This window comes from Peribacillus sp. NPDC060253 (genome assembly GCF_042727425.1).
Lineage (GTDB): Bacteria > Bacillota > Bacilli > Bacillales > DSM-1321 > Peribacillus.
The window spans coordinates 13,496-32,107 of record NZ_JBHXAS010000038.1 but is presented as its reverse complement, the minus strand read 5'-3'; the positions used below and the strand labels follow the sequence as shown (position 1 = coordinate 32,107).

Genomic DNA, 18,612 nt, shown 5'->3' with positions numbered 1-18,612 from the left:
CCATTTTAATGATTATTAGTTAACCGACTTTAATGAATCATTTGTCCCCATTATTATATGTGGCTTTTGCTCGGGATCCATCCATTTCAGTAAACTGAGGACGTTCTTTTCAGCAGTGGCTGTACATCCTGCCGTAGGTTTTGTTTCACCTCTCCAAATATGAAAAAAGATTGCACTGCCTTTTCCTTTTATGATGGGGTTCGTATTATAATTAATGACCGCCCCATACTTATAGAGTTCATGATTCATCCTTTCGAAAGACTTCCATTTACCTTCGGGATTTCCTTTGTAGGTTTTCCACTTGTTATAATCGTTGGATGTTTGATCATCAATCCAGTAGTCATATTTTGTCGTTTTCTTATAACCCATTTTCACGCCTGCCGGCTTCGTTTTGCTTCCAAAAGCCGTACCGAATGAATAAATACCAACCGGGGATTTTCCATCGCCCTCTTTTTTACTCTTCGTAAAGCCGTTCTTCCCAATGACGCCTTCCATCTTCTTTAATGCTCGTCGCCATTCGCCTTTTTTCTTCTCATATGTTTGGATCGTGACCTTCGTGTCACTCATCGACTTCCCTGTCACCGATACAATTTGGTTGACGCCTTTTCTCGTATCGAATTTCTTTTGCAGGGCTTTTTCACTGGAGCTGAAAACCTCTTTTGCATCCGCCATACTGATATATGCAGTCTTTTTAGAGTGACAGACCTTATACCAGTCTCCAGTTCTCCCACTGACTGATAGCTCAGTATTTTTCTTATAAGTTTTTACTGTTTTACTTGCAGCCGACGCCTTTTCTTTCAGATCCGTAGTAGTCTTAATGACAATTTTGAATTGAGTTGCTTCACAACTTGTTTTCATTTCTGCCTTAGCAGGCATTGTCGCTTGGATGACTAACAGGAATAAAAGGGCGGCCATCATCATCCTTTTCATGGACTAATCCTTCCCGAACTTGAAGTAACCCAGTTAATATCTAACTATTCAAAAAAATCTTGTTATTATCATAACATAGTAAGTAAAGATGAATCATATTTCTTTCCAGTTTTCATCTAAATCCAATCGATTTGTGGCAAATTATATTTCTTGGCGGGGACTTCCGCCAATTCATAAAAGTTTTTGAGGAATGACTCATATTGTTGGGATGACTTCGTGATTGAAGATATCTTATCCTCCAGTTCATTCGACCTTGACTCCGTTGTTTTTGAAAAATACTCCTCCACTGTTTCAAAGTAATGGATGGGAAATAGCATTCTGGAATATAACAGCCGGGCTGAAAAACTTGAGAACGGTTCAATGGTCTGATATTGGTGAAAAAAATGTCCAATTCCCCGCTGATGGGTATGCACATTTTCAAAATAGTGTTCCCTCACCCACTCTGCGACATCCCTGGTTCCGTGGTCAAAAACCCAATCAAACGGATTTTTCATCCATTTATTGCTTTTCCAAGTATCATGTAAAAAGCGTTCATAACATACGGTTCCACTATCGACAATTTGCGGGGTATCATCAATTTCCGTGTCGACTAAATATTGAATCGCATTTTCACCTAATACCATATAATAGGGAAAGGTTTCTATAAATAATTTTTCAAACTGGTTATCAGGATGAGCATTCAGCTTATCCCTCCAAATCCCTTCTAGTTGATCGATCCTTTGTTCCCAAAGTTCCTTCCATTTACCAATTCTTGAACATGTTTGAATCGTTTCATTGATACCTCTTCCACGCTGATGGAATCTGGCCAGACGTCTTCCTGGATTGAAATTTTTCGGACCTTCCAAAGCCTGATTGGCAAGCAGGATGAATAATTGTTCATCCGCCTCAGAAACGTAACTGCCATGATTGGCAAGAACAAAGGCCGAAACGTGACGATCTCCTTGTGAAATCAGATATTGAGACATTTTATGGCGTTCGACTAATTCCTCCTGCTCCATATTCTCAATGGGAACGATGCTGTAAACCATATTTCCTGACAGGAAGCTTGGAAACCTGCTGTTGGCTTCTTCGCGCTCAACTTGTATACCGTAATTATTAAAAATGATTTCTTCTATCATGGAATGGCCCCCTTCTTTAAATGGATATAATAGAAATATTGGACATCATATACTTATATATATGTGGAATAACCCGTTTTCTGAATGATTATCGAAACCTTCTTAGAAAATCGGAACATCTTACATGATTTTTCACTTTAAAGAAATCAAAATACAGGCATTTGAACTATCCCTAAAAATATAGAGAAATGGGTGATGACATGGCTAATATTGAACAATCAATGTCAGAACAAACGGCTCGAAGATGGCTAAGTGAACGAGGAGTGAAGCTGGAGGATATCGCTGAGCTTGTCATGTATTTACAATCAAGTTATCATGAAAATCTCCAAATCGCCGATTGCCTTCACAATGTCGAACGGGTCCTTTCCAAACGCGAAGTCCAAAATGCCATCCTGACCGGCATTCAATTGGATATACTAGCTGAGAAAAAACTGCTTGAGGAACCTTTGCAAAGCATCATTGAAATAGATGAAGGCCTTTATGGGGTCGATGAAATATTAGCTTTATCCATCGTTAATGTTTACGGATCCATCGGCTTTACCAATTATGGTTTCATCGATAAACAAAAGCCGGGTATCTTAAAATATTTAAACGATAAAAGTACAGGTAAGGTCAACACCTTTTTAGACGATATCGTTGGGGCAATTGCAGCTGCCGCTTCAAGCAGGCTTGCCCACAGAACCAAAAATGCAGAATAGGAATGTCATATGTTCCTTTAATGGTTTACAATGATAAACCTCCAGTGAATGGAATTTGAAGTTTTTCGACATAAAAAAACCAGGGCTGCCTTAGCAGACCTGGTTTTTTTCATTCGAAGTGCCATAGGTCGAGCGTGTCCACCACATATGTTGGCTGCTCCTTATATTGCTTTAAGCGTTCTTTTGTCGTAACGCCAGTATGTACAAGCAATGTATCAATACCCGCATTAATGCCAGCCATGATATCCGTATCGTAGTTATCGCCAACCATGATGGTCTCTTCTTTAGGCACCCCTAATACTCTTAGAGCTTGCTCCACTATGACGGATTCAGGTTTTCCTATGAAAATCGGCTGTACCTGAGTCGAAACGGAAACAACGGATGTCAAAGCACCATTCCCCGGCAAAAGTCCTTGTTCAGTAGGAATGGCAATATCCCCATTGGTCGAAATGAAGGTGGCGCCATTTCTAACTGCAAGACTGGCTTTTGATAACTTTTCATAATTGACACCGCGGTCGATGCCCATCACCAGAAAGTCTGGATGATCATCCACCAGCTTCATTCCTTTTTCCTTTAGCGCCTCGATAATGCCTTCTTCCCCCACTACATAGACGGATGCATCTTTCTTTTGCTCAGCTATGTAGTTCGCAGTGGCCATGCTTGTCGTAAAAACCTGATCATCTTCCGTTGAAATGCCGATGCTTCTCAATTTATCCGCTACCTGTGCCGGAGTCCGGGAAGAGTTGTTTGTTACGAATAAATAAGGGATATCCCTTTTTCTTAGTTCATTTATAAACCCTGCCGCTTCCGCAATTTGTTCCGTCCCGCGGTACATGGTGCCATCTAAGTCAATTAAATACCCTTTATACGACTTCATTCGATTTCGCCTTCCTAACGCTACTAGTTTTTAAAAGCAGACACAGGTCCCAATTCATTTATTAAATAATTTCTCACCAAATTTGGAAACTGTTTGAATGCCTCGATATTCTCCTTGAATACGGTATGCAGTTCTTTGTGATCCACTTCAATGAAATCCTGAACCAGCATTTTCCTTAACGGCAGCACATTTTTAAATTGTATCGCTTTATCTTCTGAAATGACCTTTTCATCATGCAGAATATCGATAATATCTTCATAACTGCCTGGATCACGCATAATAAAACCATCAATTACCGCATTCCCTACATCCAACACGGAATCGATCGAAGTATGTATAAGCCTTTCAGCAATAAGTTCGGAAACGTCTCCATCCCAATTATCATGCCCTTCAAAAAGTCCAAGCTGCTTTTCAAGAAAACCTAATATTTGTTCAATCTTTTGGCGGTCTACAAAATACATTTTTTCCAGATCCTTTCTGATCTAAGGTGATATAGGAATCATTTCTCTAGTTGAATGGTCAGCCCTATTAAACTTATGTGCCAATCCAACCTTATTCTTTGATGATACCATAGCTTCTCCCTTACGCTCAATTCCTTCGACTAGAGCCTTTGAACCAGTACCTTTACAAAAAGCAATAGTAACGCAGCCATCGGCCATTTTTCCTCCAGTTAAAAACCAAAATTCCAAAATTACGGCACCATTTGTATTCTTAACAAATATTCTTTAATTGATGAATATACAAGCGGTATGATGCATTAGCTTGAAGAAGTACCAATTCAGCCAAGGTGCGCCAAAAATGGCTGTTCCCCTATTGTAGTCACTTTGTTATGATGGAATTACAAATGAAAAGATAAGAAGAGAGGGATACTATGGAAGATCGTTTTTATTTATACAACGACGTCGTTGATTCAAAAACCCGGTTCATAAGTTTCATGGGTGCGGAATCAAGATTCGATTTGGCCATTACAACAACCGATCGCTTTTATGGAAAAAAACTTGTATTAAATATGCAAAGTAACCGATTCGCGATTATTGGACCAGATGATTTAGAAGAGGAAGGCTATCTTGAGCATGCCTTTCAGTTGACAGAAGCGGAAGCCGAAGAACTAAGTCACTTTTTAATGGAAATCGTCTGAAACCTGAAGTTTTTTTCTTAAACGGGAAAACCTACTGAATGTACGATTACATGAGGGGGGATTACCTTGGACAAAGAAGAGGAATATCACGATTTCTCCAATGCCGAAAAGCAGCGGGATTTTTTGATTCCTGAAGAATTTCCCGAAGGACCTGTTGGATCACCCATTGCAAAAGATGAACCAGTGCAGAATAAAAATACACCATGGCAGGAAGGGCAACGATATCAAAGTGCCTTTAATTATGAAAATAAATCGCTGCACGAAAACTTACCTCGAAAATATCCTGGTGCTCATCCGACACATGATGATTCAGAAAAAGATGAACAGCCTCCTTATAAAGGATATGGAAGCTCTTAACTTGGAAGGCCAGAGTCAGTTCTGGCCTTCTTTATTTCTTTATTTTCTTCACTACGAAATATGGACAGCCAAAATTACAGTATTCATATAAATATTCACTAAGCGTGCTTATTTTAGTATCGAACGTCGCTTTCTGATTCGTATCATCAAAAAATCCACGAAGTCTTAATTGGCCATAACCCCAATCGCCTACAATATAATCATACTTCGTTAAAATCTCACTGTATCTCGCTTTAAACGCTTCTTCGTTATAGCCTTCCCTTTCATCCTCGATGATTTCATAGGTCAAGTTATTGATGTTAATCATTTTTTTCACCTCTCATAAATACATTCCTTATTTAAATTATAACTGATTCCCCATCAATTACTAAGCGAAATATAGAGAAATATGTTCATCCTAAAGTTACGGGGGTGTAATTGATGAAAAAAACAATAATAACGATAGGTTTAAGCTCGATGATTGCACTAACCGGATGTTCCGATAAAAAAGATCTGGGGCTCGGTGCAAAAAACCATGCTGGTAACCCGACAAACGTAAATAATCCAACTCAATATTATGACGAGGATTATCGTAATCATGACAACAAAAGTGATGATTTCGGCTTTACACGCACAAATAAGACGACTCATGATGGCCGTAACATTTCCAACAAAACAGCTTCCATAGATCGTGAACAACTGTCTGATGTGATTTCAAAACTTAGTGTACAGATTCCAAATGTCAATGATGCCGCTACCCTCGTTACTGATGAGGAAGTGCTTGTCGTATATGATACCAATACCAAGGATCGGACGGAAACCGCAGACCAAGTTAAACGTACTGCCATGTCCATCGTGCCTCGCTACTATCATGTCTATGTCAGTGATGACTATCAAACCCTTGCCCAAGATGTCGAGAATTTCTCTACATTGAAATCCGGCAGCAAAGGAATCGACTATACAATCGAACAAACAATCAAAAGAATGCTGAAATCGCCTCAAGGATACAAAATGAGTAACGAAGAAAATGAAAATGGAGAAATGGTTAACGATAAAAGAGATCATCACGATAACATACACCAAAAAATGGATAATCTTTAATCATCCAATAAAATGAAAGGACCGAATTTATTCGGTCCTTTATTTCACTCTATTTCAATATTTCTTCACCTTTGGCTTGCTTATGTTTTGCAGCTGCATTAACCTGTTCATCTGCATGGTAGGAAGAACGGACAAGCGGACCGGATTCACAGTGGCTGAAGCCTTTTTCCAATGCACGTTCTTTCAACTCGGCAAACTCCTCAGGCGTGTAGTATTTCAACACCTTTAAATGCTTTTTAGTCGGCTGCAAATATTGACCGATCGTCATGATATCCACATTATTCGCCCTTAGGTCATCCATCGTTTCGAGGATTTCCTCTCTCGTCTCTCCTAGGCCGACCATTAAACTGGACTTTGTTGGAATCTCCGGATACAGTTCCTTCGCCCTTCTTAAAAGCTCCAATGAACGGTCATATTTAGCTTGGGCACGAACACGGTCGGATAAACTTCTGACTGTCTCAATATTATGGTTCAGAATGTCAGGTTTTGCATCCATCAAAGTCTTAATATTTTCATACACTCCACCCATATCCGACGGTAATACCTCAATCGATGTAAATGGATTCTTGCGTCGGATGGCACGAACCGTTTCAGCAAAAACTTCTGCGCCTCCATCCTTTAAATCATCACGGGCAACTGCCGTAATGACCACATGCTTTAAATTCATCAATACAACGGAATCAGCAACGCGCTCTGGTTCAGCCCAATCCAACTCATTTGGACGTCCAGTCGTAACAGCACAAAAACGGCATGCCCTTGTACATATTTCACCTAAAATCATGAATGTTGCCGTTCTTCTAACTGCCCAGCATTCATGAATATTCGGACATTTTGCTTCTTCACAGACAGTATGCAGGTTTTTCTCCCGCATCATATTTTTTAAGCCGATGTAATTTTCATTAGTATTAAGCTTTATTTTTAACCAATCTGGTTTACGAAGAATTTCTTTATTTGTAGAAGACATCAAAATGTCACTCCATTCTATAGAAATTAACACACCCTACTTTAACAATAATAAAGCATTTATACAAGTTATAGATTGATTCCCATTATTTATTTTTCATGTTTAAAGCTAAATCAGCAAAACTATAAAAGATGGACGGACTGATGTCTTTATAAATACGAAAGAGTGTCATGAAAGGAGCCTGCCCCGTTGAAAAAATTAATCCTTTTTACCATAGCTTGTTTGTTTGTTTTCAATTCACCAAGCCAAGTAGCTAATGCGGCCGATCCCCCTGAAGTTTATGCAGGGCGAATGGAGCTATATAAAAATATGGAAGCTACCCTCCAGGTTCCATGGTATTATCTTGCTGGGGCTGATCAATATGAACATAGCCTAAGGCTCGCCCGGCGGGATATAGAGCCTGCAAAGGGCTTAATCGGGATAAACATCGAGCCCACTAAGTGGAGAGGAGCCCTTAATCCTAACTTAAACGATGTGAACCCGCTCACGATCACTTTTTTTGATGGATTGGGCCAGGATGGAAATGGTGATGGAAAAGCTGATGTTACTAATGATACCGATCGTTTATATGCTTTTTCGAAGCATCTCCATACTTATGGTACGGATGAAGATAATATCCGGATCGGCCTTTGGGATTATTACAAACGGGATAAAGCGGTCAGCATCATCATTGGCAATGCAGAGATTTATAAGAAATATGGCCGGCTGGATTTACAGGAAAAAGCTTTCCCTGTTCCAGTAAGGACCCATTATACGTATTTAAATACGTGGGGAAGCGCTCGTGGTTGGGGAGGAAGGAGAATCCATGAGGGTACTGATATCTTTGCGGATTATAGCCTTCCCGTTCGATCTACGAGCTATGGCATCATTGAAATGAAAGGCTGGAATAAATATGGAGGTTGGCGGATCGGGATACGTGATTTAAATAATACGTATCATTACTTTGCCCATTTAAGCGGTTTTGCCAAAGGATTGAAAGTCGGACAAATCGTAGAGCCCGGACAAGTCATCGGAGGTGTTGGCAGTACAGGTTACGGTCCTCCGGGAACATCCGGTAAATTTCCTCCGCATCTGCATTACGGGATGTACAAAGACAACGGTATCACAGAATGGAGTTTTGACCCTTACCCTTATTTAAAAATGTGGGAAAGGAAGGATTTGGCTAAAAGGAAAAAGTAAGCGGCGAGGAATTTTCGCTGCTTTTTTTTGATTCGAACATAATCCCCTGAACTTGATGCATAGGTATTAATAAAGGGGGCTACAGCGTGTTCCGAAAAAGATTTCGCCCAAAGAAATTTCGAAAAAAGGGGCCTCTTCCAACCCGAAAAGTATTTCTCTATTCATTTATCCTTTTCATCATATCGAGCATCATGACGCTTTGGTATGTTGATAAAGCCATCGAACCAGTGATCATGAGTGTAGCCGAGTATGAAATTAAACGGATTGCAACAGAAACGATTCATGAATCAGTTGATGAGAATATAGCAAAGGTTGATATGAAAAAAATCATCACCAACAACGAGGGTAGCAAGGACTCCAGTTCTTCCTATAGCTTCAATCCAGTCATATATAGTGAATTGCGCGCCAACATTACAAAGGATATTCAAAAGAAGCTTGGCATCAAACAGGGAAATCCTTTTAAAACGGGTTCGGCCAAAATAAATGATGAACAATATAATAGCGTGGTCTACTATATCCCCTTAGGCGTCGTAACGGGGAATAACCTTCTTTCCAACTTTGGACCTGAAATCCCAGTAAAAATGTCAGTCATTGGGAATGTTGAATCGGATTTGAGGACAAAACTGACAAACGCAGGAATCAATAATGTTTATTATGAATTGATTGTGGATTTTGATGTCAATATTCAAATCGTCATTCCCTCTTTTACTGAAGAGACCAAAGTGAGTCAGGAGGTGACAGTCGGCAGTCTGCTTATAGAAGGTGATGTACCAAGCTATTATAGTAATGGAAACAGTTCGGTCGCACCTGCCATCATGAAGGAAAACAAGGAATGAAAAAACCAGCTTATTCCTTTTGGTTAGGCTGGTTCTTGTATATTCAAACATTTACGATCAATAAATGCAGGCTTTTATTCAAGTCCACTTCATATGGCTCTTTTATCTGCTCCCCATTTTCTTCAAGGATCCTTATCATGGGCCGGTCACCTATTCCCTCATTTTGAGAGGATACGACCCCTTTTCTCCCATCATTCAATTCTATTGAAAGACCATTTGGGTAGATCGCAACTGCCCGGCGGAAAGCCTCGATGATCGTATTATCGAACTTTTTCCCAACTCCTGCATAAAGAACTTCCAACCCCTGATGCGGCAGCATGGCCTTACGGTAAACCCGACTGGAAGTCACGGCATCAAATACGTCGGCAACGGCAATGATCTTACCAAAATAATGAATTTCATCCCCTTTTATGCCACGAGGATACCCTGATCCATCTAACCTTTCATGATGCTGATAGGCACAATTTGCAACTAAAAGTGAAACGGTATGAACCTTTTTAATTAGATGAAATCCATAATCAGCATGTTTTTGGATTTGTTCAAACTCCATTTCCGTCAACTTACCAGGTTTCCGAAGGATATCCAAAGGCACGAGCATTTTCCCGACATCGTGTAAAATCGCCCCTAGCCCAAGAATCTCCAAATTTTTTTTATTTATATTTAATTCCATTCCGATCGCAAGGGTATATAAAGTCACATTTAAGGAATGAGTAAAGATATAATCATCGTATGTATAGACGTCGGCCAATAAAGTCATTAACTCTTTATTCCTATTCAACTCGTCCATGATGTTTCGGACTAATTGAGTGAACTTGACGTTTGCCTGCTCTATCGTGAACGAGGCATCCAGGTTGATGTTGTTTTTCATGTCCAGGAAAGTGGTTTCAATCGTATTAATGGCTTCTCTCCTTAGTTTCCCGGATACTGGCGGCTTTGGAATAATGTCATCCGTCCTTGAATCTTGAATGTATACAAAGGGAATATTAAGGGACACCAGTCGATCGATCATTTTCTGCGTTAATGTTAGCCCCTCACACAATAGGACATGGCCTCGCTCATTATAGATGTTTTTTCCGAGCCTGGCACCAGGGCTGAGTGACTTTGTAATAGCTAGCCTCATACTTGTACTCCATTCCCCATTCAATATTTGTAGATCAAACCGTTTCTTTCCTTTATAAGGATTATCGGAAAATATTCTGTTATATGAATCTGTTTATAAATATTTATTGATAAATATTCGGATTACTTGATGAATTAAAACAAGGCCCCCTTCTGGATAAAAAAGAAAGCCCACCTTTTCAAATCATTTTGATTAATGCCTCCTTACCAAGCATTCCTGGATGGATGCCCTGCTCCACAGCCTCCCATGTAACCGATTCAAGCGGTGCATCCAAAAGCTCTTCAATCGAGGTAACACCCGTGGCCCTGCCTGCAAGTATTTTGCGATCTCTTAATTTATCATTTAGTAGTCCTACATCTAACGCACCGCACATTATATATCCTTTCTCGGACGCTACAGCAAGCAAATTCGTTTTGGGAAGTCGGACAGAAATGGCTAGGAATGTATGATTATCAAGTATTATTGGTATCATGCTGATCAATTGGTTTCGCCCCTCTCTTCCCCATACTTTATGAAAAAAAGGGCGGAACCGTGATTTAGCGTTAGGCGTCCGGATATAATTTTTTCAACTTCCATGAAAGGATATCCCGTAAGAATTCCGGTAATAGGTATTCTTTACGATTGGAGCGATGGATACTTGGAAAGAAGTGCCCAAACGTGAACATATCAGGAATAGCCAGTTTATAGGACTTGTCAGGATGCAGTTTCTTCCCATTTATCAAGATTCCTTTTACTATTCCATTGTCCGTTTCTTTAAATTCAATTTGATCATAGTGCATGACACCCATGACTTTCCCGCGGAAACCGAAACCTTTCACTTGAATATGAGGCCACTCCTCATTTCTCGATTGCATTAAGATTTCTTTTAATTCATTCCCATTAACTTCAACGATGCAAGGATTGATGGGGTGTGGACAGATTTTATGAATGTCCCCTTTGGTGACAGGCCCTTTAGGCAATCCATCGAGCAGAAGACCCGCATTCAAAAAGGTACAATCAGCCTTACTCCACTCCCTTAGTGCCTCCCCTAGTATTTTCGTAAGGGCACTTACTTTGAACCAATCATTTTCCAGAGATTCAGGTAAATCCACTACAACTTGCTGAAGCGTTTCCCCGCCGGCCTGGTACATTGCTTCAATCCATGACCGTTCATCCTCTAATTCCGAAAAATCATTGGTATCATAAAGAATGGCACTCTTCTTGCTGACTCTCTTTTCCTGATTGACGGTCATTTCCACCTGCCCAACGAAAAATCCATATTTTCCGGCACCACAGAGGAGCGTATCATTGACCAATTTCCCTTGGTGAAGGATGTGGTGTGTATGCGCGCCAAGTATGACGTCAATCTCGGGGAAGTCCTCTGCCATCCTCTCATCATCATGGATGCCCAGGTGAGACAGGATGATGATTACATCTGCCTCCGTTTTAACCCGTTCAAGCTGTGCCTTCAACTCCACGAATGGCTCTGTTAATTCCCAGCCCATCGCAGTGTAAAACTTTTGAAAAAAAGCTGTCAAACCTATCATGGCGATTTTGGTGCCCTTTAGCGTTGTATGTATCCAATATGGCAGCGCCCATTCAGGCCTTTCATTATCCCGGTAATAAATATTTGCTGCCAAGACCCTGAACTTTGCCGCATCATATAGGGAATCTAGCGCATCATGGGGCAAAGTGATCCCTTCATTATTGCCGATGGTCACATATTGATAGCCCGCTTCATTCAGCAGTTCAATATTTCCTTTCCCCAACGTACCTTCTGTATATGGATGCCAGCGATCCACATGATCACCTATATCAAGTATGATCGCTTCTTCTCCCGTCTCTTGATGAAGTTGTCTTCTTTCTTTAAGAAACTTATCAATACGAGGCCAATTCTCAAAATGACTATGGAGATCATTGGTGTGATACAAATGAATGATTTCTGACATCATTTTCCCTCCTCGTTTATCCTGTAATACCTTGGTATATAAGACGTAAACCAATGATTATCAGCACTATTTTCAACATATTTTCAAGTGACGCACTCTTTAGGCGCGTATTAATGAATGCCCCCAATTTTGCACCGAACCATGCACCCGGAATCAAGGCAAGAGCATATGGCCAATTTACATTCCCAAGGGATATGTGCGTAATCGAATTAGTGATGGAAGACAAAAATACCATGAACATCGAAGTCGCTACTGCCATATGCGGAGGGAAGAAGAAAAGCAGCATCATTACGGGGACCATTAAGGCGCCACCGCCAATTCCAAATAACCCTGAGCTGAAACCCACGACAAATGTAATCAATACAGCTATCAGAGGGTGGTATCCATAGGAAAATGAATGTCCATTATCCGTTTTATACGTTTTAACGATCTTCCCTTTTCCAGGCTTGAAAACCATGGGCTTCAAACGATCTTTCACTAATAGCACGATAGCCATGAAAACCATGAAAATTCCAAAATACAAGGAGAAAGCTTCCACGTTAAGGTTCCTATTCACATAGGCTCCAATTATGCCACCAGGTGAACTGCCTATGAAGAAGACTAAGCCTGCCTTATAATCCACCACTTTATGTTTTAAATAAGATAAAGTAGATGATAAACCGGTAAAAATCATGATCACGGTTGATACACCGACAGCAATCTGGGGTGTCAGTTCATCGATTATATCTGTAGATGTACCTAAATACAAAAGAGAAGGTACAATGATGATGCCACCGCCCAGACCGACAAGAGAGCCGATTGATCCCGCTATTAATCCGATACCTACTAATACTACCCATACCATGAGAAAATCCGCCTTTATCTGTTTGTGATTCTAGCGCTCAATAACTAGCTTGTCACGTTATCACTTCATTAATTATATAATGCCTGTTAAAACAAACCAAGCTGCTTAGGAGCCAGTCCTTCATATTCTATACCAAGCAATTCAATCATTTGCTTGGCATTATCTGCGGCATCTCCGCCTGAGTTATTATTGAAAAGGACATATATCTCCTTACATTGCTTTTCTAATATCCTGATCTTCTCCACCCATTCAGTTAATTCCTGATGATTATATCGGTATAAATACCTGACTTCCCGCCAATTATCTCCCGAAGATGATTTCTGCCAACCATGCAAATTTCGGCCATGAAAGCGTATCAGGGTTTTATCTGGATGAGTCGGATGCAGGACGACAGGAATGGACCCTTCTCCAGCCTGCGGCTCATCACATACAGTATGAATCCAACCTTCCTTTTGGATAAAATCCAAAGTTTGCTGGACCATGGTGGATCTGTACCAGCTTTGATTCCGGAATTCTATGGCAACTAGCATATCGCCCATCTCAGCTCTGCACCATCGTAGGTAGTTTACATTCTCACGTTTACAATCAAACCATGGTGGAAATTGAAATAGGACCATAGCAAGCTTGCCGGCCTTCTGATAAGCTTCAAGAGAGTCGCGAAAGGCTTTGAACATTTCCTTTTTACTTTCAAATGGAATTTCCCCACGCTGATGTCCTGTCATCCCCTGATAGGCTTTAACGACAAATTGAAAGGACGCAGGTGTCTCTGACACCCACTTTTCACTGTTCCTCTTAGGCTGGACTGCATAAAATGAGGCATCCACCTCCACAATGGGAAAATGAGCCCCATACTCTTTCAGTTTATCACGTTGGGGCACCCCGCCATGATATAAACTATCATGATCGCCCCAGCCAGTCACACCAACATAAATCATCTGCACCATTACTCCTTTCTGCTGACAAGACCCGTTTCCGACTTTTCCCTTACTATTTTTTTACCCTTGCATAGGCATATTTAATCTTTGCATAATGGCGGCCGGATTTCACTTTCCAAAATAAAAAGCCTGCCAAGTCTCCCTGGCAGGCTTTTGTATGAATGGATTGTGCTGAATCGCCTTTCAGGCGATCCGTCGGTTATTATCCGATGGAGCCTTCCATTTCGAACTTGATCAGACGGTTCATTTCAACCGCGTATTCCATTGGAAGTTCTTTTGTAAATGGTTCGATGAAGCCCATTACGATCATTTCCGTTGCTTCTTGCTCAGAGATTCCGCGGCTCATCAGGTAGAACAATTGCTCTTCCGATACTTTGGAAACCTTTGCTTCGTGTTCAAGGGAAATGTTATCATTCAAGATTTCATTATAAGGAATTGTATCAGATGTAGACTGATTATCCATGATTAATGTATCACATTCAATGTTAGAACGAGCACCATCCGCTTTACGTCCGAAGTGAACGATACCACGGTATGTTACTTTACCGCCTTGTTTAGAAATTGATTTTGAGACGATAGTTGAAGATGTATTTGGCGCAAGATGAATCATTTTCGCTCCAGCATCTTGATGTTGGCCTTTTCCAGCAATGGCAATCGATAATGTCATACCGCGAGCGCCTTCACCTTTTAAGATGACAGCAGGATATTTCATTGTCAATTTAGAACCGATGTTACCATCAATCCATTCCATTGTTGCGTTAGCATCACAAACCGCACGTTTCGTAACCAAGTTAAACACGTTGTTTGCCCAGTTTTGAATCGTTGTGTAACGGCAGTAAGCATCTTTTTTAATGATGATTTCAACAACCGCACTATGAAGGGAGTTAGTTGTATAAACAGGTGCTGTACAACCTTCTACATAGTGAACGGATGCGCCTTCATCAACAATGATTAGCGTACGTTCGAATTGACCCATGTTTTCAGAGTTGATTCGGAAATAAGCTTGAAGCGGAGTATCCACTTTAACACCTTTTGGAACATAGATGAAAGATCCGCCTGACCATACAGCTGAATTCAAAGCCGAAAACTTATTATCAGTAGGCGGGATTGTTTTACCGAAATGCTCACGGAAGATATCTTCATTTTCACGAAGTGCAGAGTCCGTATCTTTAAAGACGATACCCAAATCTTCCAATTCTACTTTCATGCTGTGGTAAACCACTTCTGATTCATATTGAGCAGATACGCCAGCAAGATATTTTTGTTCGGCTTCAGGAATTCCCAATTTATCAAAAGTCTGTTTGATTTCTTCAGGAACCTCATCCCAAGACTTCTCTGATTTCTCTGATGGCTTAACATAGTATGTGATTTCATCAAAGTTCAGGCTCTGCATGTCGCCGCCCCATTGAGGCATTGGCATGTTGTAAAAATGCTCCAATGATTTCAAACGGAAATCAAGCATCCATTGCGGTTCATCCTTCATTCGAGAAATTTCTTCCACGATTTCTTTTGTCAGACCACGCTTTGAACGGAAGATGGAAACATCTTTATCCGCAAAGCCATATTTATAATCGCCGATTTCAGGCATTTTCTTTGCCATAGCTCGTATTCCTCCATTTCAAATGGCTGAATTACAACAGCTCATTTTAATTTAATTATTCCTTCAATCCCTTTTCCATGGCTTTCCAAGCTAGGGTCGCACACTTGATTCGGGCTGGGAATTTAGAAACACCTTGAAGGGCTTCAATATCCCCAAGGTCCATCTCATTGTCGTATTCTTTTCCCTGAATCATTAAGGAAAAAGTCTCGGACATCGCTAGAGCAGTATCAACGTCTTTGCCCTTAATGGCTTGAGTCATCATGGAAGCCGAACTCATGGATATCGAACATCCGTCACCATCGAATTTAACATCGCTGACTTTTCCATCTTCAATCTTCATCGTTAAACGAATCCGATCACCGCAAGTTGGATTGTTCATATCGATTGTCATGCTGCCATCCTCAAGCATACCTTTGTTACGTGGTTTCTTATAATGATCCATAATGACCTGACGGTAAAGTGTATCTAAGTTATCAAAAGACATTGCTGAAATACTCCTTCGTTTTAACAAGCCCGGACACAAGCTTATCAATATCTTCTTCCGTGTTATAGAGATAGAAACTTGCTCTTGCTGTCGATGACACGTCAAGCCATTTCATTAATGGCTGTGCGCAGTGATGACCGGCACGGACAGCAATTCCATCTGCATCAAGTACGGTAGCGACATCATGTGGATGTACGTCATTCATATTAAAGGTAACTACACCCGCACGCTTTTCTGAATCTTTAGGACCGTATATGGTCAGCCCTTCGATTGCGGACATTTTCTCCATTGCATAAGCGGCGAGTTTATGTTCATGCCGTTCAATATGATCCAAGCCAATTTCCTCCAAGAAATCAATTGCAGCCCCCATGCCGATGGCGCCGGCAATGATTGGGGTACCGCCTTCGAATTTCCACGGGAGTTCTTTCCATGTAGACTCATACAAGCCTACGAAATCAATCATCTCTCCGCCGAATTCAATTGGCTCCATTTTTTCAAGAAGTTCTTTTTTTCCATATAATACGCCGATACCTGTTGGACCGACCATTTTATGGCCTGAGAAGGCAAAGAAATCACAATCCAAATCACGGACATCCACTTTTAGATGCGGCGTGCTTTGTGCCCCGTCGACTACCATTACAGCATTGTGTTCATGGGCAATTTTTGCGATTTCCTTCACAGGATTGATAACGCCAAGTACATTCGAAACCTGCATGATAGAAACGATTTTCGTTGCATCCGTAATTGTAGCCCTCACATCATCAAGTGAAATCGTGCCATCCTCTTGAAGCGGAATATACTTCAGTACAGCGCCTTTTTCTTTGGCAAGCTGCTGCCATGGAATGATATTACTGTGGTGCTCCATGTAAGAGATGACGATTTCGTCACCCTCTTTTACATTTGCTCCACCGTAACTTCTTGCTACAGTATTTAAAGAAGTGGTCGTTCCTCTAGTAAAGATGATTTCTTCTGTAGAAGAAGCATTAATGAATTTACGCACCTTTTCACGTGCACCTTCATACGCATCCGTAGCTTTTGTTCCTAGTGTATGCACTCCGCGGTGAACATTCGAGTTGTATCCACGGTAATATTGCTCAATCGCTTCAATCACTGCAGCCGGTTTTTGCGAGGTCGCAGCACTATCTAAATAAACTAATGGCTGACCGTTGACTTCTTGATCTAATATCGGAAAAAGCTTACGAATTTCGTATGGGTTCATTACTGTACTTTCCTTTCAATGACCGCTACTAATTGTTTTTTAACTCCCTCAATAGGAAGCTGGTTAACAACAGGGGCCAAGAATCCGTGAATGACAAGTCTTTCTGCTTCTTTCTTCGTAATACCACGGCTCATTAAATAATACAGTTGAAGCGGGTCAACACGACCTACAGAAGCAGCGTGACCAGCCGTTACATCATCTTCATCAATTAAAAGGATTGGATTGGCGTCTCCACGTGCTTTTTCACTTAACATCAGTACGCGTGATTCTTGTTCGGCATTGGCCTTTGTAGCACCATACTCTATTTTTCCAATTCCATTAAAAATGGAGGATGCGGCGTCTTTCATGACACCGTGCTTAAGGATATAGCCCTCAGAGCGTTTGCCATAATGAATGATCGCTGTCGTAAAGTTTTGTTTTTGTTCCCCGCGACCGACTACAACGGTTTTAGTATCACCGTGCGAGCCATCGCCCATTAGATATGTTGTGTTATCTGAAATCGTATTTCCATCGTTCATCAGGCCAAGTGCCCACTCAATACGAGCGTCACGTCCTGCCACCCCACGGCGGTTAACGTATGTCGTAAAGCCTTTTGAAAGGGTATCGACCGCCCCGTATTCCACTTTTGCATTTGCATTCGCAAATACTTCAGTTACGATGTTGGCAATCCCTTCGTTAGACTCAACAGTTGAGAAATAGTTCTCTACATATGTGACAGAGCTATTATCTTCCGCTACGATCAATACATGGTTGAAAAGTGTAGTATCAGGATTATCCAATAGGAATACCGATTGTATCGGCTCTTTGATTTCTACATTTTTCGGAACATAAAGGAATGCTCCCCCATTAACCAATGCAGCATGAAGTGCTGTTAAACGATGCTCATCTATTTTAACGCCGTCTTTCATGAAATATTTTTGCACGAGCTCAGCATGGTCACGAGCCGCTGTTAAAATATCCGTAAAAATGACGCCTTGTTCTTTCACATTTGCTGACAGATTGATATGTGCCGGCGTATTGTTGCGTTGAATGTATAAGTTTCCATTTTCTTCAATGATGGATTTGATTTCTTCCGGAAGCTCTTCTATAGAGGCAAAAGCTTCACTTTCAACCGCATGGGTCTTGAAAGAAGTAAAATTCCATTTGTCGATTTTCGTTTTATCCGGCTTTGGCATCGGGAGCTTTTCAAATTCAGAAAACGCTTGAATCCGAAGCTCTGAAAGCCAAGCAGGCTCGTTATTTTTAGTTGAATAAGAGCTTATATCCTCTTGTTCAAACGGTAATTTCGTTTCTGTAGTCATTGCA

Annotated in this window: 22 protein-coding genes; 6 read left to right on the top strand and 16 right to left on the bottom strand. The window is 40.9% G+C overall.

From position 1 onward, the window contains the following. Positions 1-15: 15 nt before the first annotated feature. Positions 16-930 (bottom strand): L,D-transpeptidase family protein, encoded by a 915-nt coding sequence (locus tag ACFWE9_RS12295; RefSeq protein ID WP_230159390.1) that lies wholly within the window; start codon positions 928-930, stop codon positions 16-18. A gap of 116 nt (positions 931-1,046) precedes the next feature. Next, positions 1,047-2,048, bottom strand: coding sequence for a spore coat putative kinase YutH (gene yutH / locus ACFWE9_RS12290; RefSeq protein ID WP_230159389.1), 1,002 nt, complete (start codon positions 2,046-2,048; stop codon positions 1,047-1,049). Between the two features lie 200 nt (positions 2,049-2,248). On the opposite strand from yutH, the gene ACFWE9_RS12285 reads away from it, so the two are divergent. After that, positions 2,249-2,746, top strand: coding sequence for a phosphatidylglycerophosphatase A family protein (locus ACFWE9_RS12285; protein ID WP_230159388.1), 498 nt, complete (start codon positions 2,249-2,251; stop codon positions 2,744-2,746). Positions 2,747-2,855: 109 nt separating this feature from the next. Here the strand turns inward: ACFWE9_RS12285 and ACFWE9_RS12280 are convergent, their stop codons facing one another. The 3 genes from ACFWE9_RS12280 to ACFWE9_RS12270 are packed head-to-tail and all read right to left on the bottom strand — an operon-like array spanning position 2,856 to position 4,312. Next, the gene (locus ACFWE9_RS12280; protein WP_230159387.1) at positions 2,856-3,623 is read right to left on the bottom strand and encodes a TIGR01457 family HAD-type hydrolase; all 768 of its coding nucleotides are present in this window, start codon (positions 3,621-3,623) and stop codon (positions 2,856-2,858) included. Positions 3,624-3,646: 23 nt separating this feature from the next. Then, a complete protein-coding gene (locus ACFWE9_RS12275) occupies positions 3,647-4,084 on the bottom strand; it encodes a DUF86 domain-containing protein (RefSeq protein WP_230159386.1) in 438 nt (145 codons plus the stop codon). Positions 4,085-4,105: 21 nt separating this feature from the next. Continuing rightward, the gene (locus ACFWE9_RS12270) at positions 4,106-4,312 is read right to left on the bottom strand and encodes a hypothetical protein (RefSeq protein WP_377356964.1); all 207 of its coding nucleotides are present in this window, start codon (positions 4,310-4,312) and stop codon (positions 4,106-4,108) included. Positions 4,313-4,494: 182 nt separating this feature from the next. Between ACFWE9_RS12270 and ACFWE9_RS12265 the strand changes: the two genes are divergently transcribed. Both ACFWE9_RS12265 and ACFWE9_RS12260 read left to right on the top strand, forming a co-directional pair. Beyond that, on the top strand, positions 4,495-4,761 hold the full coding sequence (locus ACFWE9_RS12265; RefSeq protein ID WP_230159385.1) for a DUF3055 domain-containing protein: 267 nt from the start codon (positions 4,495-4,497) through the stop codon (positions 4,759-4,761). Between the two features lie 66 nt (positions 4,762-4,827). Next, positions 4,828-5,118, top strand: a complete 291-nt coding sequence (locus ACFWE9_RS12260) for a cytosolic protein (RefSeq protein ID WP_377356962.1) — start codon at positions 4,828-4,830, stop codon at positions 5,116-5,118. Positions 5,119-5,149: 31 nt separating this feature from the next. Here the strand turns inward: ACFWE9_RS12260 and ACFWE9_RS12255 are convergent, their stop codons facing one another. Continuing rightward, positions 5,150-5,425: a YutD family protein gene (locus tag ACFWE9_RS12255; protein ID WP_230159383.1), complete on the bottom strand. Its 276-nt coding sequence runs from the start codon at positions 5,423-5,425 to the stop codon at positions 5,150-5,152. A 113-nt stretch (positions 5,426-5,538) separates the two neighbouring features. Between ACFWE9_RS12255 and ACFWE9_RS12250 the strand changes: the two genes are divergently transcribed. Next, positions 5,539-6,198: a YhcN/YlaJ family sporulation lipoprotein gene (locus ACFWE9_RS12250; protein WP_377356960.1), complete on the top strand. Its 660-nt coding sequence runs from the start codon at positions 5,539-5,541 to the stop codon at positions 6,196-6,198. 49 nt (positions 6,199-6,247) lie between these two features. Here ACFWE9_RS12250 and lipA read toward each other — a convergent pair whose 3' ends face one another. Next, the gene (gene lipA, locus ACFWE9_RS12245) at positions 6,248-7,162 is read right to left on the bottom strand and encodes a lipoyl synthase (RefSeq protein ID WP_377356958.1); all 915 of its coding nucleotides are present in this window, start codon (positions 7,160-7,162) and stop codon (positions 6,248-6,250) included. Between the two features lie 189 nt (positions 7,163-7,351). Between lipA and ACFWE9_RS12240 the strand changes: the two genes are divergently transcribed. Then, positions 7,352-8,341: a M23 family metallopeptidase gene (locus ACFWE9_RS12240; RefSeq protein WP_377356956.1), complete on the top strand. Its 990-nt coding sequence runs from the start codon at positions 7,352-7,354 to the stop codon at positions 8,339-8,341. An 86-nt stretch (positions 8,342-8,427) separates the two neighbouring features. Next, positions 8,428-9,177 (top strand): sporulation protein YunB, encoded by a 750-nt coding sequence (gene yunB / locus ACFWE9_RS12235; protein WP_230161863.1) that lies wholly within the window; start codon positions 8,428-8,430, stop codon positions 9,175-9,177. A 43-nt stretch (positions 9,178-9,220) separates the two neighbouring features. Here yunB and ACFWE9_RS12230 read toward each other — a convergent pair whose 3' ends face one another. From ACFWE9_RS12230 to sufD, 9 genes are all read right to left on the bottom strand, one after another. After that, positions 9,221-10,297, bottom strand: a complete 1,077-nt coding sequence (locus tag ACFWE9_RS12230) for an HD-GYP domain-containing protein (RefSeq protein WP_377356954.1) — start codon at positions 10,295-10,297, stop codon at positions 9,221-9,223. A gap of 178 nt (positions 10,298-10,475) precedes the next feature. Beyond that, a complete protein-coding gene (locus ACFWE9_RS12225; protein WP_377356975.1) occupies positions 10,476-10,769 on the bottom strand; it encodes a YunC family protein in 294 nt (97 codons plus the stop codon). 70 nt (positions 10,770-10,839) lie between these two features. Next, on the bottom strand, positions 10,840-12,225 hold the full coding sequence (locus ACFWE9_RS12220; RefSeq protein ID WP_377356952.1) for a bifunctional metallophosphatase/5'-nucleotidase: 1,386 nt from the start codon (positions 12,223-12,225) through the stop codon (positions 10,840-10,842). Positions 12,226-12,241: 16 nt separating this feature from the next. Then, positions 12,242-13,069 carry a sulfite exporter TauE/SafE family protein gene (locus ACFWE9_RS12215; protein WP_377356950.1) on the bottom strand — a complete coding sequence of 276 codons (828 nt, stop codon included), beginning with the start codon at positions 13,067-13,069 and terminating at the stop codon, positions 12,242-12,244. 86 nt (positions 13,070-13,155) lie between these two features. After that, positions 13,156-14,004, bottom strand: coding sequence for a DUF72 domain-containing protein (locus tag ACFWE9_RS12210; RefSeq protein WP_377356948.1), 849 nt, complete (start codon positions 14,002-14,004; stop codon positions 13,156-13,158). Between the two features lie 202 nt (positions 14,005-14,206). Continuing rightward, positions 14,207-15,604, bottom strand: a complete 1,398-nt coding sequence (gene sufB / locus ACFWE9_RS12205) for a Fe-S cluster assembly protein SufB (protein ID WP_230161875.1) — start codon at positions 15,602-15,604, stop codon at positions 14,207-14,209. Between the two features lie 55 nt (positions 15,605-15,659). Continuing rightward, the gene (gene sufU, locus ACFWE9_RS12200; protein WP_230161877.1) at positions 15,660-16,088 is read right to left on the bottom strand and encodes a Fe-S cluster assembly sulfur transfer protein SufU; all 429 of its coding nucleotides are present in this window, start codon (positions 16,086-16,088) and stop codon (positions 15,660-15,662) included. Next, positions 16,078-17,307 carry a cysteine desulfurase gene (locus ACFWE9_RS12195; RefSeq protein ID WP_230161879.1) on the bottom strand — a complete coding sequence of 410 codons (1,230 nt, stop codon included), beginning with the start codon at positions 17,305-17,307 and terminating at the stop codon, positions 16,078-16,080. Before ACFWE9_RS12195 ends, sufU begins: the two co-directional genes overlap by 11 nt. Beyond that, the gene (sufD, locus tag ACFWE9_RS12190; protein WP_230161881.1) at positions 17,307-18,608 is read right to left on the bottom strand and encodes a Fe-S cluster assembly protein SufD; all 1,302 of its coding nucleotides are present in this window, start codon (positions 18,606-18,608) and stop codon (positions 17,307-17,309) included. Before sufD ends, ACFWE9_RS12195 begins: the two co-directional genes overlap by 1 nt. Positions 18,609-18,612 lie beyond the last annotated feature (4 nt).